The following is a 13,903-nucleotide window of genomic DNA, read 5'->3' as shown; positions in this document are numbered from 1 at the left end:
CAACGGGTGGGTGCACGCAGGCAGGTGCGTCAATGTGCCATTTTTCGGTGCGGGGGCGCCATCCCCTTAGCCAGCTAACGAACGATTCACTCATCGGCGCGAAGGTGATAGCGCAACGCCATGGTCTGAATCTTGCGTTGCTTATCCGCTTGAACGCGGCCTCCTTACAAAGGGGATCGAGAATGGGAAGTTCCGCTACAGAGCCGGCCTACAGAGCGGGCGAGAGTGGACTTTCGAAGCCTTTTAGCAGGGCACAGATCGCGCACTCAACCAGCGCGGCGCACGCCGATGGTGCGTGGTGTCCAGAGGAGTCATGAGGCATGCAGGCTTTTTTATCGCCGGGGATCCGGTTACTGGGGCGTTTTGGTTTCGCGCGTAAATTCCAGCTGTTGTTTCTGCTGTTTATCCTGCCGTTGGCCGGTAGCCTGCTGATGATCGGTCAGGACTATCGCAACAAACTCGAGCTGATTTCCGGCGAGCGTGCCGGTGTGCGTCAGTTGCTTGCACTGGATGCGCTGGACAACCTGCTCGCCGCGCAACGCGACCGCGCCGCCCGCTGGCGCGCCACGGAAACCAACCGCCAACCAACGCCCGCTACCCTCGCCGCGATGGCTGCGTTCGACGCGGTGCAACCGGCGGTCGCACAAGCCACGCTGGAGCTGGGCAATGCGTTGCAGGCCGAAGGTGCCGAGGGCGCAACCCTCAGCCGCTATCAGGCGCTGCAAACCGCGTTGAATGGTCTGGATTCGAAAAGCCTGGCTGGCGTCGGTTGGTGGCCGGACGGTTATGACCGATTCACCAATGCGCTCAGCGCGCTGCAAGCGTTGCGCGAGCAGATCGCCATGGACACTCGGCTGATCCTCGCGCCGTGGCTGGAAACCTATTTGCTGACGCAGATTTCTACCCAGCATGCGCCGGACTTGATTGAACGGGTCGGCCGCCTAGCCGCAGTTGGTCAGGCCTCGGTAGTGTCCGGCCAATTCACGCTGCAAAGTCGTTTGCAGTTGCGCGACCTGCGCAGCCGGATCGGCGATGCGCGTGAGCAACTGGTGAAAACCGCCGGCCTGCTCGAAGCGCGACTCCCGCCAGCACTGCAAGGTTGGGCCGGGCAATATCACGACAGCCTCAAACAACTGGATGCGGGCCTGAAAGTGCTGGATGACGGCGTGTTCGGTGGCAGCATCAATCTCAAGCCGGAAGACTTCGAGCGCAGCCTTGATGGCTTGCTCGGTAACCTCGCAGCGCTGCGCCAGCAATCGCTGACCTCGCTCGATCAACGGCTGGATGATTACCACGCTTCGGCGATTCGTCAGTTCGTCGTCGCGGCCGCAGTCTTCGGTTGTCTGCTGCTGGCGGCGCTGTATCTGTTCGTCTGCCTGCAAGCCTCGATCCGCCGCAGCGCCAGCGGCATCACGCTGCTCGCCGAAGCGCTGCGCGACGGCAATCTGAGTCTGCAAGTGCCGGTGCAGGGCCGCGATGAACTGGCGGCGATCAGCACTTCGCTCAACGTTGCCGTGGTGCAATTGCGCACCAGTTTGCTCGGGGTCGATCACGAGACCTCGCAACTGAGCAACGCGGTGCGCAGCCTCAACGATCACTCCAGCGGCGCGCTCAACGAAGTCGAAGCGCAGCAGTTGCAGATCAGCCAAATCGCCGCTGCTGCCACGCAATTGGCCGCCACATCGCAGGGTGTGGCGCAGAGTTGCGAACAGGCTTCCGGCAGCGCCCAGCACACTCAGCGTATCGCCGCCGACAGCAGCCGCGACAGCCAGCGCACCACGGCGAGCATTCAACAGCTCAATCAGCGCCTGAACGAAACAGCGGCGGCGTTGGGTCGGGTCAGCGAGCAAGGTCAGCAGATTCAACTGGTGGTCGACACCATTCGCGGCGTCGCCGAACAGACCAATCTGCTGGCGCTCAACGCGGCCATCGAGGCTGCCCGCGCCGGCGAACAGGGTCGCGGATTCGCGGTAGTGGCCGACGAGGTGCGCAGCCTCTCGCAACGCACGCAATCGTCCACCGCGCAGATCGCCGGCACTGTCGACAGCCTGCGCAGCACGGTCAACGAAGCGGTGAGTCTGATGGAAGCGGCCTGCGGCCAGGCACAAACTGATGCCGACGCGGTGACCGGGCTGGGCGAACGTCTGGGAGAAATCGCCAGCGCCGTGCAGAGCGTCACCGACACCCTGGCGCAGATCGCCACCGCCGTCGAAGAACAGGCGAGCACCGCCGATGAGGTCAGCAGCAATATCCAGCAGGTCGATCAGGCGGCGGTACGTTTGCTCGAAGGCGCACGAGCAGTGAACCTCGCGGCGGATTCTTTGAGTCAGGGCAGCCAGGCTTTAAGCGCCAATACCGGGAGATTCCAACTGCGCTGACAGCCTCCGCGCGGTGGTTTTTCGGTGCTGGAGGTTAAGCGGTTGAAAATAAGAAGAAATATTTTAGATTTACGCTTGACGCTTTTCCATTTCAGGGGAATAATGCGCGCCACTTGGCTACATAGCTCAGTTGGTTAGAGCATAGCATTCATAATGCTGGGGTCCGGGGTTCAAGTCCCTGTGTAGCCACCAAGTACCGATTTACAGATGTCTCAGGATGTCTATAAATCAAAACAAGAAGCCCGCCTCGTGCGGGCTTTCTTGTTTCTGGCTGTCCCTCCTTGTATCCCCCTATACCTTCCCTCCGTGTATCCCGCTGTGTATCCTCGACAAATAATTGAACCGAAGGGATACAGGTCAGATGAAGCGTTCAGAGATCAAGCGCCGCCCCCTCTCCGACACCGCGTTGGCCGGGCTAGAGCCTGACACCAAAGAATATCGCGAGCTCGATGGGAACAGCCTTTATTTCCGCGTGAAAACTGACGGCCAGAAGTCCTGGCAACTTCGCTACAAGAAGCCAGACGGCAAATGGTCTTGGCTCGGACTGGGCGGTTATCCCGATGTGAGCGGGTCGGTAGCCAGGCAGAAAGCTGCCGAGCTACGCGCCGACGCTGCTGATGGAAAGAATCCGATCGTTACAAAGCAGGCTCGCAAGAAAGCGGAAAGGAGCACTGCCGCCGAAACATTCGAGCCGCTTGCAAGAGAGTGGTACACCTCAAGACTCACCAACTGGGACGCAGGCACGTCGAAGCGGATCATGGGAGCCTTCGAGCGTCATGTTTTCCCCGTGTTCGGTAAGCGCCCCTATGCAGAGATCACCCCCCTCGAATGGATGGAGTTTCTGCGAGGCATGGAGCAGCAGGGCATCCTTGAGCAGATGAGCCGAGTTCGCTCGTACTGCAGAGATGTCTACGACTTGGCCAGGGTGACCGGCCGCGCAACTCATAACCCGCTTGAAGGCCTTCAGAAATATCTCAAGTCCGGCAAGGCCGAGAACTACGCTCACGTTTCCCCTGATGAACTGCCTGGCCTGATCCGCGCCATAGCCGCTTACCCTCATGCCCACGACGTGCGCCTAGGCCTGCGCCTTCTGAGTCTCTTCGCCGTGCGCCCCAGCGAGCTACGCGAGGCGCGGTGGTCTGAGTTCGACTTTGCCAAGAAAATTTGGACTATTCCCGTCGAGCGCAAAGGTCGCAAGAAAGGCCTTGAGCATCTGGTCCCGCTTTCGTCTCAGGCGATCGAGGCGCTGGAGGAGTTGCGCAAATACACCGGCAGCTATCCCCTTCTCTTCCCAGGTCGCAGCGATCACACCAAACCGCGGAGCGACACGGTGTTCCTGATGGCACTGCGTCGGATGGGATACGAGGGTCGGCAAACTGGCCACGGGTTCCGGCATATTGCATCGACGGTGCTCAACGAAAACGGTTTCGACGAGAACCATATCGAGGCCCAGCTTTCGCACAAGAAGCCTGGCGTCGCAGGCGTTTACAACAAGGCGCAGTACCTGCCGCAGCGCACGAAGATGATGCAATGGTATGCGAACTACCTCGACGGACTGGCCGGCGGCGTGGTTGTGCAAGGAGAATTCGGACGGCAACCGAAAAAAGCGCAGCAGGAGGCAGCCCTGTGAGCAAGGCGAAGGAGTTCGACGTTTTCAGCGATAAGGTGCCGTATATGGTGCACGATCGACTTGAGGAGTTTCATGGCAGAGCGAAGTACCTCCTTCGGGGCCGAACAGTAGCCCAAATGAAAGAGGCCGGTCACACCATCACATGGATGACTGAGGAGTATTTTCGCTGGGAAAAGAGCAGCTGGATTCAGCAACAAGTCGAAAATGGAGGCCATATTCTGGGCTATCTCGATTATGAAGATCGCACCGAAGCTGGCCTTAGGCTCTTCATCGAGCACTACTCTTATCGCATGAGTGCATCCGAACTCTATTACCCAAACGAGGAGAACACTCGCCCGCTCGAGGCTTTGGAAGCAGTTCTGGAACAATTTGATCTTGACGATGAATCAATGCCGGATGCGAAGCCTTTCGAATATCTAGCAGTGCTCGCCCTTCAAGAGATCGGATATGCGGTTCGGTCATACAACGAAGACCTCGACCTACCCGAAATCCTCCGCGAAGACGTGCCGATGATTCGGCTGTCCGGGATTTCAAAAGCAATGCCCGACATCGTCGAGATTGTTTGCCGCGCGGAAGCAGTGCGGGATATGGGACGCCGTGAGGCAGACTTAATCCGCAATTTCGATAACAGTCTTCCCGCCCGCGCAGATGAGCTAGCGAAGACCAAGGTATCTCTAGCGGCGAAAAAAGCAGCCAGCATCCGGCATAGAAGCATGAATGAAAAGAAAGAAGCTGCCCTATCGGACTGGAAAGCCAATAAAGCCAGCTACCACAGCAGAGCAGATTACGTGCGCATCAATGCGAAACGGCTAGGGATCGAAAAAGAAAGAACGCTCTATACGTGGATCGCGGAGTTCGAAAAAACCAAATGAGAAGACACCTTATGCGCGCAGCCTGATACGGACTACGCGCAAACTGTACAGTGTGCGCGCTGCCCGGACTTCTCCCCCTACCCGAGCGCTTTTACTTTGTATTCCGTCTAAACCAATAGCGGAACACACGGCCATGCAACCATCTCCAGCTACTGATCACTCGCCCCACACGTTCGACCCATCGATCACCCTAATCCGCATGCCGGATCTTGAAGCAATCACCGGGCTCGCACGCCCTACCGTGTACAAGCGCCTCAAAGACGATCCGACTTTCCCGCGCCCAGTGCCTCTGAGCGACAGTAAGTCACGCGGTTCGCCGGTAGGTTTTGTCTTGGCCGAGGTACAGACCTGGGTTCGCCAGCGCATCGCCCTGCGTGGGGAGATTGCCTGATATGAGCCCAAAAAAAATGGCCGACCAACAGGCCAGCCACGAAAATACTCACGTAGAGAATACCAGCGGAACCGCTCAACGTGCTCGACTTTTGGAGCGCCTGAGAGCCGGCCCGATTGATACGTTTACCGCTATTCGCGAGCTGAACATCGTTCGCCCTGGTGCTCGCATCAACGAGCTGCGCGCGCTCGGGCACAAGATCCTCACCCATCGTCTCGACTTGACCGACGACCAAGGCCGCAAGCATCCCCGCATAGCTCTTTACTACCTGAGCACCAATCCGCCTGCCGGGGTGCCCGTATGATGGCTATGCTCATGCCAAGCGATATTCGGTCGCAAACTTCGCTTGCTCGGATGGGGCGTCAGCGCTATGGTTCAAGGGTCGCGGTAAATCCCGTGACCGACTTTGGCCGGTCGAGTATCGTTAGGCGCACAAGCGCCCACCATCCGATTGCTGGCGCTTTTTTTGCGTCCGCACAATCGTGTTATGGCGGCTGTGCGTGGGACACCTTCGGGTGTGCCGGGTTCCTAACGTCCCGGTCGGCCAACCCGCGTACAGCTGCCACCCATCTTCGCTTGGCCGCGAAAAGTGGCAGCTCCTCAACGTTAGGAGCTACACCCATGAAACACGCCATCACTCCGTCCGCAATCCGCGCTTTTGCTCATCGCTGCATAGCCCTGAGCGCTCTCCGCGCAAACTCCTCCCTGTCCAATCGACTCGCCCGGTACAACGCCAATATGGCCATCGCCCGCACCCTAGAAGCCAAAGGGGGTGTGCAATGAACACTCCTACAGAGCTGGAGGTTCCTTCGCTGCTTACGAACTCCTCGGAGTTTCATACCGTAGGCAACCGATCATTTTTCTCCGTCTCAGCCGGCATGCCTGTCGCCGATGCGCTACACGAGGCGAGCTGCTTCCTCGCGGCGGGCGATGCAATGCTGACGAAAACCATGGATAGCGGCCTTGGTGTCGACGAGGTATTTGGAATTAGGCTTTTGATGGCCGCAGCCAAGGCCTTGGTTGACTCTTCCACCGCTCCTATCCAGTTCGGCAATCGCCAAGGCGGTGCCAAATGAAAACCCCAGCTCTCTCAGCCGAAATCAGCGTTGAGGACATGCGGGACGTTCAGGAAATTCTGAAGCTGCTCGCGCTTTCCTTTGCCCTGATCGCCTCACCTTCGATCAACATAGTCGTGGCACGAGTTACTGCAGTTTTCGCTCAGCACACTGCGATGGCGTGGGCGGAACTGCTCGACGAATTGATCGCTGCGCAAGGGGGTGCCCAATGAGCAGCCTACTTTCAACTGCGATCAACGCCGAACGAGAACACGCATCTCAGTGGTGGGGTGTTCTCAATCAGTTGCGCCTTTCCAACGAGTTGCCGGACTGGGTTCGCGCCAAAGACATTGGTAGCGATACCGACTATCAGAAAGCGCTGATCGCGAGAAGCGACGTCAATCAGGCTCTGTTTGGCGTCGACGAGATCCAGCCGTCAGACGACCTAGAACCCCGCACCTACGAATGTCAGCGGCTCATTGATCTGATGGAGTTGGAGCGCACCCGCTATCTGACCTGGTGGACCATGCTCAGCGAAATGCGGGCACGTAGACAGCTACCGGATTGGGTTGTGATTAATCGCATTGGCAACGGCCCGGATCATGAGCGGTGGTCCGACAAAGCGGCGCAGGTCAACCAGCTGTTGTTTGGACAATCACGCGTCCGCCACTTGGCAACGCAGCTCCGGTTAACTGATGGGCCACCGCCCGATTCTCGCCAGCGCACTGCATCGCTGACTCCCGTGAGTTGCTGATTCAATAAAGGCTTAAGCACATGAAAATTCAAAATGGCGCGCCTGCGCCCGCGGGATCGGCTTGCCCGAAAAAAGCCACAGAGCTGTTCTATGTGACCCATCCGAAAGCGCTGAAGGCGTTGCTTGGCCCGTTCCTGACGGAGTCTGACGCCGAGTGCGGGCGCGTAGTGATGCGCAGTGCCGGCGCACAAGTGACTGCCTGCCTAGTGGAGTCAATCGACGACATCACGCACTGGCACGCCGTGAACAATGGGCGGGTTTGCCGAGTTTTCGCAGGGAGCGCCAGTCATGGATGACGCAGCGATCCTTTTCCGTGATGCGCTGCAGGCGACTTATGGACAGCTTGATTGGCTCCCTGTGCCCGATGGCAGTATTCACCGGTTCCGCGTTCCAGACGACAAGCCCGGCGCTCTCAATGGTTGGTATGTCCTGTATCTGGACGGTATCGCCTCTGGCGCCTTTGGCAGTTGGAAGTCCGGAGCTGCAAGCACCTGGTGTAGCCGCGAACCGGTAGACGCTCGCGAGGCCGCACAAATCCGCGAGCGAATTGATCAGGCTCGGCGCCAGCGCGAGGCCGAACACCAAAGGCGCCAGCAGCAAGCCGCCGAGAAGGCTAATCATTGGTGGCGCAATGCTCGGCGCGCGTCGCCTGATCACCCATACCTCACAGCCAAAGGAGTTCGCTCCCACGGTCTGCGGCAGCGCGGCGCAGATCTGCTCGTGCCGCTCTACCTCGATGGCTGCCTAGTCAATCTGCAGCGAATCGCCCCAGACGGCGCCAAACGCTTCTTGCCCGGTGGACGCGTGAAAGGCACGTACTCGCCTCTAGGCGTCATTGAGCCCGGCTCATTGCTCTGCATATGCGAAGGATGGGCGACGGGCGCCAGCCTTCACCAACACGGCGGCTATGCCGTTGCCGCTGCCATGAACGCGGGAAACTTGTTCCCGGCGGCGATGGGGCTTCGTTCGCGCTACCCGGACCAGCCATTTGTTATTGCTGGCGACGACGACCGACTCACCGACGGAAACCCAGGACGCACTGCAGCGAACGCAGCCGCGGCGGCAGTGGGCGCTCAAGTGGCTTTCCCCGAATGGCCAGAAGGTGCGCCGGCTGACCTCACTGATTTCAACGATCTCGCAAACTGGAAGCTCGCCAATGGCCAAGCCTGATACCAACGTGATCAACCTTCGGCCAGAGGCCGCGATCATCTCACCTGTTCGACCTTGTTGGGCGGTATACGAGCACTGGGTGATCAACGAGAACGGTCGCAAGCTTCGCCCGGGCGTGTACTGGCACAGCTTCAAGCGCCCCGCGGCAGATCAGGATGATGCGGAGAACGCCGCCGATCACCCGATCACTGATGAGTGGATCTCCAGTCCTGTCACGGTAGTGGCCAGAACAACCAACAGTGACGACGGCAGCGAGGGTCGACTCCTGCGATTGGTCACGGAAGGCGGTATCAAGGAGTGGATCATCGCCATGGAGGTTTTTGGCGGCAGCGGCGAGGATGCCCGGCGCGCGTTGTTCGGTATGGGTGTCATCATCGCTTTGAAGAAGCGCGGCACGTTCATGGAATACCTGCTCGACCAGCACCCCGCCGAAGTATTCGCCACCACCAGCCGGCCGGGCTGGCACGAGTCGGGCGCATTCGTTCTGCCCGGGCGAACGATCGGTGCCGCAAACGTGCGGTACCAAGCCAGCAACAAAGCCCAAGTACTTTTTAGTCAGCGTGGCGAACTGGCGCTGTGGCAGTCGGCCGTCGCCGCCAAGTGCGCGGGCAACCCAGTACTCACGCTGGCGATCGGCTGCTCGCTGGCCGGCCCGTTGTTGAGTTTGGTCGGCGTGCTGGGTGGTGGTGTTCACCTTGTGGGCGACAGCTCTAGCGGCAAATCTCTGGCCCAACTGATCGGATCGTCGGTGTGGGGTGACCCTGGCGTGTTCGCCGCCAGTTGGGACATGACCAAAGGCGGCCTTGAGATCGAGGCATCCAGTCGTAACGACACTATCCTGCCCTTGGACGAGATCAAGCGCGCCGACCCGAAGCGGGTACAGGAAATGGCCTACTCCCTCGCCAACGGTCAGGGGAAAGGCACCATGACGCGAGAGCGTGAAGGCCGTGCGAAACTGAGCTGGCGGCTTCTCACCCTCTCCAGCGGCGAGCGCTCGCTGTCCGAGCACGCCGCCATATCCGGCAACGCTGCTCATGCTGGCGCCGAACTCCGCATGGTCGACGTGAACGCCGGCACCCGCACCCATCGCGCCTTTGATGAATTGCACGGGCTTGAGGGCGCGGACTTTCACCGGCAGCTCACTGTGGCAGTCACTGCACATCACGGCCACCTCGGGCCAGCCTTCGTTGAGCACCTTGTCGCAGCAGACGATAAGCCGGGCTTACTCAGTGACTTTGACGGTATACGCGCCCAGTTCGTCGAGGACAACGCCCAGGCCGGGCGCGTGGCCGATCGGTTCGCCGTGATTGCACTTGCGGGAGAGATGGCCACCGCTTTCGGCTTGCTGCCTTGGGAACAAGGGACCGCCCTCGCCGACTGCCGTTTGCTCTATGGCGAATGGCTTGCCCGTGTCGGCGGCGGTAACGCAGAAGATCGCCAGATCCTGGCCGGCATCATCGATTTCATCGACAAGCACGGCAGCAGCCGCTTCTCCGATGTCGACGCCACTGAGGTGGATGCCAAGGTGTTCAACCGCGCCGGCTACTGGGAGCTGTTAGCGGGCAAGCGGCTCTACCTGTTCAACAAGTCCGCACTCGTCGAGGCAGCCCACGGATTCGGCCTAACCCGCGTGATCAAGGCGCTGGAAGTTGGTGGAGCCCTGGCCAAGCGCGACACCGATCGCGATAGCCGCAAAACCAAAAAGTACCGCATCCCCGCCGGCGGGTCGGCGCGCCTGTACGTCATCGATCCCGAAGCAATGGACAGCGAAGGGGGCGGCGCATGACCACCATATCCACCAAGTACGAATTCCCGAGTTCTCAGGAACCTACAAACGTGGGGAACAGGGGGAACGGGGGAACAGTCAGTAAAACCGTGGCTTGTAGCCGTTCCCCCTTATTGAATGTATGGGGAACAGGGGGAACACAAACATGTTTTTGAATATAAGCGTTTTCCCGTTTCTGAACATTTGGTTATCACTGTTCCCCACAAAAAAACGTGGGGAACAGAATCCCCCTCTGGAAGCCCCGGAAACATTGGCTGTTCCCACTGTTCCCCCGTTCCCCCGATTTTTTTTTAGAGACACATATGGGCAATGGAGCAATCAGGCCGAGGTGGCGACATGAGCCTCCTCTCCGGCCTGCTCGATCACATGCCGCCAGCGGCTACCGGTACTGACTCGAGGAAAGTGGATATTCGACCTCGCCCGCGCCTGGTGGTGGCTACTCGGATCGATCGCCCTGCTCAACTCATCACCGGCTCACACGCAAACGCCGCCACCGCTACGCCTGAGTGGCGTCACGCCCGTGATCTATACCTGAACCACATCATGGTGTGTCGAGCTTGCTACGCGCCTACCGGGCGCTATTGCACAGAGGGCGCTCATCTGCGCTCCGACTACGAGAACACACCGATGGAAGCGCACGTCTAGGTGCGCGCGACAACGAGCAATGCCACCGGGGCAATCCGCCCTACTCAGTCAAAGCCCGCCGCAAGCAGGCACTTTTTAGGAAACACATATGACTATCCCATCCACGACCAATCACCTTTCGACTCCACTTGGCATCACTGACCCATTGCTACTGCGCGTGCTGCGTGAGCACGTCAACCAGATCAATCAGATCGCAGAGGGTCGCATAACCGCCTTCTACTCTGCGCTCACCGCTGCGCCTACCAGCGGACCTTGGATGCAGGGAGACTCCGTGAAGAACTCGGCGCCGTCGGAGTTAGGCACCGCCGGCTCCAAATACGTGATCGAGGGTTGGGTGTGTGTCGTCTCGGGCACGCCAGGAACATGGGTTCAAAAGCGCTTTCTGACGGGTAACTGATGAGCAACTCAATACTGGTACTCGTTAACCAGACCTGAATAGGAGGAGCAAAACCCCGGAGCTGGGGTGCTCGCCAGCTCCGTTTGCACACTCAGGATTCGACCGATAGGACAGGACGACCGGCCTTCAAAACCACTGTTCAAATATACAGACAAGGCAAAATCTGCTAATATTAGGTTATAACCTTGCATCGGAGAATGAGTTATGAGCAACAAGACCCGAGGCCATCAAACCAAGCCAACCCGCGCAGAGATCAGCGCCGCATATGAGCGCCTGCGTCTCGCAGCGAACTCTGGAAGCGTACAAGCGAACGCCGTACTGATCGCCTTGGCGGAACGCCGTCCTCTCCTACCTATGGAGGATTTGGTCGCATGAATGAAGTCCGATCCAGTATTTCAACGGGAGACTCGAGCATGGCGATTGATCCGAATTCGATTCAGTGGGACGACGCGCCGCAGATCGACCCGGCCGGCATTATCTGGGATGACGAGCCGCAGCAACCAGTGCCAAGACAGGCGTCTCAGCAACTGCCAGTGCAACCTGTCCCACATATGGCGGGACGATTCGGCAGTAATCTGCCAAGACTTTCGCCAAACGCAGGTAAGGATTTGATGCGGGATTCCGGCAACCTGCTGGCCGGTGCGCTGCGTGGCGCCGGTAGCATTGGTGCAGGACTGGTCGCACCTTTCGATATTGTGCAGGACGCCATCGCTGGGAAAGGACTATCGCTTGAATCCAACCGACAACGCCGCGCGGACATGGATTGGGCGCTTCAGGATCTCGGAGCGAATCCTAACTCCATGGCGTACAAGGGCGGGAAACTCGCCACTGAAATTGCTGGAACCGGCGGCATGGGCGGGGCATTGGCAAAGGGCGCGGTAATGCTGCCAGGTGCGACGAGGATTGCCCCACTGATCGAATCCATCGGTTCTGGCGGCTTCCGGGTAGGCGGCATGCAGGGGCTTTCCGGGCTCGGTACACGTGTCGCTGGTGGCGCTATCACGGGCGGCGCTTCTGCGGGTTTAGTGAACCCAGAAGATGCCGGTCTAGGTGCGATAATCGGCGCAACCATCCCGGGCGCCGTCGCTCTCGGCGGGCAAACCGCGCGCGGAGTAGGCCGAGCTCTGCGCGGAGGAGAGGTTAAGCCGGCAGTCGTCGACTTGGCCAATAAAGCAAAAGACACTTATAAGATTGATATACCGGCGGACAGAATTGTTAACAGCAAGCCTTTGAACGCCGCCGCCGCATCACTGGAATACCTGCCTTTTAGCGGCCGTACTGCGACCATGTCGAAAACACAGAGCCAACTCAACCGCGCCATATCACGCTCGATTGGCCAAGACTCTGACGACGTAAACATGGCCTTAAGGCAGGCCCAGGATGATCTCGGCGCAAAGTTTGATACGACATTACAGAGCAACACGGTAAAGGTTGACCCGACGTTCACGCAGGAGCTCGCCGATCACGTGCGGCGCGCAGGCAACGAACTTGAAACAGGTCAGGCGAGCATTATCCTCAAGCAGATCGACGAAATTAAGGCCAAGGCGCCCAACGGCGCGATCGACGGTCAAGCTGCGTACAACATCAAGAAGACGCTTGATCGTATCGAGAAGCGCAATAGCCCGGAGGCGTGGTACGCGGGCGACCTAAAAAAGTCTCTGATGAGCGCGCTGAATCGCTCGATGGCTCCCGCAGATGCCGCCGAATTTGCCAAGGTTCGTCGGCAATACGGAACCATGCTAGACCTGAAGAAAATGGCGCAGAACGGCGCGGAGGGGGACATATCAATCGCCCGGCTCGCCAACATGAAAAACATCAGGAATCCTGAGCTTCAGGATCTCGCTGACATCAGTGCGCAGTTCCTGCGGTCGCGGGAAAGCCCGCACGGTGCGATGCAGCGTCTCATGTTCGGCGGACTTGGCGCTGCGGGAACCGGGCTTGCTTCCCTCCCGCTGCTTGGGGGGCTTCTTGCGGTCGGCCGGGGGGCTAATACCGCAATGAACAGCAACGCACTCAGAGACATGCTTTTGAAGCCGCCTAGCCAAGGTGGCGGCCTGCTGTCTCATGGCGCTGAGCGGGCAAACAAAGTGCTGCCGCTGCTCGCCCCTCAGGCATTCAGCGACCAGTGATTCCCTGCCAGAACCCGTAAATCATGGAAAGGACGACCAGAATGGCGCCTTTCCAGATCATGAAGTCGATCATCGTAAAATTCGAGAAATCCACCACAGACCTCTAAGCCCGCCGACGCGGGCTTTTTCGTGAGACCAAAACCCTACTGGCTACCCGAGCGGCACCCAAATCATCATTGAGTCTAGTCGTTCCGCGATGCCAAGAAGGTCAACTAGATTGACCGTTAGTCGGCCTGCATCGCGCGTGGTAACCACTAAAGGTAACCACCTCCAACGGTTACCAGCCACCGTACGAAGGATGGCGTAAACCGTCGCGAGATGGGATTACGGCGAGTTTTGCTAGGGCGCTGGAGTTGGTCAGATCGACCGCTATCCACTTTCACCGATAAAACTGAGCAACCGCCCAGCAACCAACATCCTCTACTCATCGCGATCTCTTTTAATCCTGGCGCAGGTCAGATTCCGGGGCCACTCGGCGGATAGTTGCCCCTCGCGTCCCGTTTCTTCTTGCGGTAAACCAGAACCCTCCACACCACAAACACCACTACCACAAGCGCGACCGCACACTTCAAAGCAAAAAAATTATCGGTCATACAGATCCCCTAAGTCAGCTCAAGAGCGAGCTGTTTACAGTCTGCGGATGGAGCAGTTGCTGGGTAAAGCGCCCGAGTGAAATATCGCAAGCATCATGTGAAG

14 protein-coding genes and 1 tRNA gene are annotated in these 13,903 nt (G+C 58.9%); all 15 read left to right on the top strand.

All coding sequences use genetic code 11. The features are described 5' to 3' along the window. Positions 1-320 precede the first annotated feature (320 nt). The 15 genes from ACP7EE_RS09620 (at position 321) to ACP7EE_RS09550 (ending at position 13,207) form a co-directional block, all read left to right on the top strand. Complete coding sequence (locus ACP7EE_RS09620; protein WP_426234357.1) at positions 321-2,378, top strand: methyl-accepting chemotaxis protein; 2,058 nt, start codon at positions 321-323, stop codon at positions 2,376-2,378. A gap of 115 nt (positions 2,379-2,493) precedes the next feature. Beyond that, positions 2,494-2,570, top strand: a tRNA-Met gene (locus tag ACP7EE_RS09615). Between the two features lie 169 nt (positions 2,571-2,739). After that, positions 2,740-4,008: a tyrosine-type recombinase/integrase gene (locus tag ACP7EE_RS09610; protein ID WP_426234356.1), complete on the top strand. Its 1,269-nt coding sequence runs from the start codon at positions 2,740-2,742 to the stop codon at positions 4,006-4,008. After that, positions 4,005-4,880, top strand: coding sequence for a hypothetical protein (locus ACP7EE_RS09605; RefSeq protein WP_426234355.1), 876 nt, complete (start codon positions 4,005-4,007; stop codon positions 4,878-4,880). Before ACP7EE_RS09610 ends, ACP7EE_RS09605 begins: the two co-directional genes overlap by 4 nt. A 133-nt stretch (positions 4,881-5,013) precedes the next feature. Further along, positions 5,014-5,271, top strand: coding sequence for a helix-turn-helix transcriptional regulator (locus ACP7EE_RS09600; RefSeq protein ID WP_426234354.1), 258 nt, complete (start codon positions 5,014-5,016; stop codon positions 5,269-5,271). Position 5,272: 1 nt separating this feature from the next. Further along, positions 5,273-5,575 (top strand): helix-turn-helix domain-containing protein, encoded by a 303-nt coding sequence (locus tag ACP7EE_RS09595; protein ID WP_426234353.1) that lies wholly within the window; start codon positions 5,273-5,275, stop codon positions 5,573-5,575. A 475-nt stretch (positions 5,576-6,050) separates the two neighbouring features. Continuing rightward, positions 6,051-6,347, top strand: coding sequence for a hypothetical protein (locus ACP7EE_RS09590; protein WP_426234352.1), 297 nt, complete (start codon positions 6,051-6,053; stop codon positions 6,345-6,347). After that, entirely contained in the window at positions 6,344-6,559 is a 216-nt protein-coding gene (locus tag ACP7EE_RS09585; RefSeq protein WP_426234351.1) for a hypothetical protein, read from the top strand. Before ACP7EE_RS09590 ends, ACP7EE_RS09585 begins: the two co-directional genes overlap by 4 nt. After that, positions 6,556-7,080, top strand: a complete 525-nt coding sequence (locus ACP7EE_RS09580; RefSeq protein ID WP_426234350.1) for a hypothetical protein — start codon at positions 6,556-6,558, stop codon at positions 7,078-7,080. The genes ACP7EE_RS09585 and ACP7EE_RS09580 overlap by 4 nt, the downstream gene beginning before the upstream one ends. Before the next feature lie 20 nt (positions 7,081-7,100). Further along, complete coding sequence (locus ACP7EE_RS09575; protein ID WP_426234349.1) at positions 7,101-7,376, top strand: hypothetical protein; 276 nt, start codon at positions 7,101-7,103, stop codon at positions 7,374-7,376. After that, positions 7,369-8,250, top strand: coding sequence for a toprim domain-containing protein (locus ACP7EE_RS09570; RefSeq protein ID WP_426234348.1), 882 nt, complete (start codon positions 7,369-7,371; stop codon positions 8,248-8,250). Before ACP7EE_RS09575 ends, ACP7EE_RS09570 begins: the two co-directional genes overlap by 8 nt. Continuing rightward, a complete protein-coding gene (locus tag ACP7EE_RS09565; RefSeq protein WP_426234347.1) occupies positions 8,237-10,036 on the top strand; it encodes a DUF927 domain-containing protein in 1,800 nt (599 codons plus the stop codon). The genes ACP7EE_RS09570 and ACP7EE_RS09565 overlap by 14 nt, the downstream gene beginning before the upstream one ends. 336 nt (positions 10,037-10,372) lie before the next feature. Next, positions 10,373-10,681 (top strand): hypothetical protein, encoded by a 309-nt coding sequence (locus ACP7EE_RS09560; RefSeq protein WP_426234346.1) that lies wholly within the window; start codon positions 10,373-10,375, stop codon positions 10,679-10,681. A gap of 88 nt (positions 10,682-10,769) precedes the next feature. Beyond that, the gene (locus ACP7EE_RS09555; protein WP_426234345.1) at positions 10,770-11,078 is read left to right on the top strand and encodes a hypothetical protein; all 309 of its coding nucleotides are present in this window, start codon (positions 10,770-10,772) and stop codon (positions 11,076-11,078) included. A gap of 413 nt (positions 11,079-11,491) precedes the next feature. After that, positions 11,492-13,207: a hypothetical protein gene (locus ACP7EE_RS09550; RefSeq protein ID WP_426234344.1), complete on the top strand. Its 1,716-nt coding sequence runs from the start codon at positions 11,492-11,494 to the stop codon at positions 13,205-13,207. Positions 13,208-13,903 lie beyond the last annotated feature (696 nt).

The sequence above is a fragment of the Pseudomonas sp. TWP3-2 genome (assembly GCF_049897765.1).
In the GTDB taxonomy this organism is placed as follows: Bacteria; Pseudomonadota; Gammaproteobacteria; order Pseudomonadales; family Pseudomonadaceae; genus Aquipseudomonas.
Note: the sequence above shows the minus strand (reverse complement) of the source record. Positions and strands in the feature narration are given on the sequence as shown.

Excerpts from the sequence above, each read along its gene's own strand:
- ACP7EE_RS09620 (WP_426234357.1), top strand. The coding sequence starts at position 321 with ATGCAGGCTTTTTTATCGCCGGGGATCCGGTTACTGGGGCGTTTTGGT.
- ACP7EE_RS09590 (WP_426234352.1), top strand. The coding sequence starts at position 6,051 with ATGAACACTCCTACAGAGCTGGAGGTTCCTTCGCTGCTTACGAACTCC.
- ACP7EE_RS09595 (WP_426234353.1), top strand. The coding sequence starts at position 5,273 with ATGAGCCCAAAAAAAATGGCCGACCAACAGGCCAGCCACGAAAATACT.
- ACP7EE_RS09550 (WP_426234344.1), top strand. The coding sequence starts at position 11,492 with ATGGCGATTGATCCGAATTCGATTCAGTGGGACGACGCGCCGCAGATC.
- ACP7EE_RS09600 (WP_426234354.1), top strand. The coding sequence starts at position 5,014 with ATGCAACCATCTCCAGCTACTGATCACTCGCCCCACACGTTCGACCCA.
- ACP7EE_RS09580 (WP_426234350.1), top strand. The coding sequence starts at position 6,556 with ATGAGCAGCCTACTTTCAACTGCGATCAACGCCGAACGAGAACACGCA.
- ACP7EE_RS09565 (WP_426234347.1), top strand. The coding sequence starts at position 8,237 with ATGGCCAAGCCTGATACCAACGTGATCAACCTTCGGCCAGAGGCCGCG.
- ACP7EE_RS09570 (WP_426234348.1), top strand. The coding sequence starts at position 7,369 with ATGGATGACGCAGCGATCCTTTTCCGTGATGCGCTGCAGGCGACTTAT.
- ACP7EE_RS09555 (WP_426234345.1), top strand. The coding sequence starts at position 10,770 with ATGACTATCCCATCCACGACCAATCACCTTTCGACTCCACTTGGCATC.
- ACP7EE_RS09610 (WP_426234356.1), top strand. The coding sequence starts at position 2,740 with ATGAAGCGTTCAGAGATCAAGCGCCGCCCCCTCTCCGACACCGCGTTG.
- ACP7EE_RS09585 (WP_426234351.1), top strand. The coding sequence starts at position 6,344 with ATGAAAACCCCAGCTCTCTCAGCCGAAATCAGCGTTGAGGACATGCGG.
- ACP7EE_RS09560 (WP_426234346.1), top strand. The coding sequence starts at position 10,373 with ATGAGCCTCCTCTCCGGCCTGCTCGATCACATGCCGCCAGCGGCTACC.
- ACP7EE_RS09575 (WP_426234349.1), top strand. The coding sequence starts at position 7,101 with ATGAAAATTCAAAATGGCGCGCCTGCGCCCGCGGGATCGGCTTGCCCG.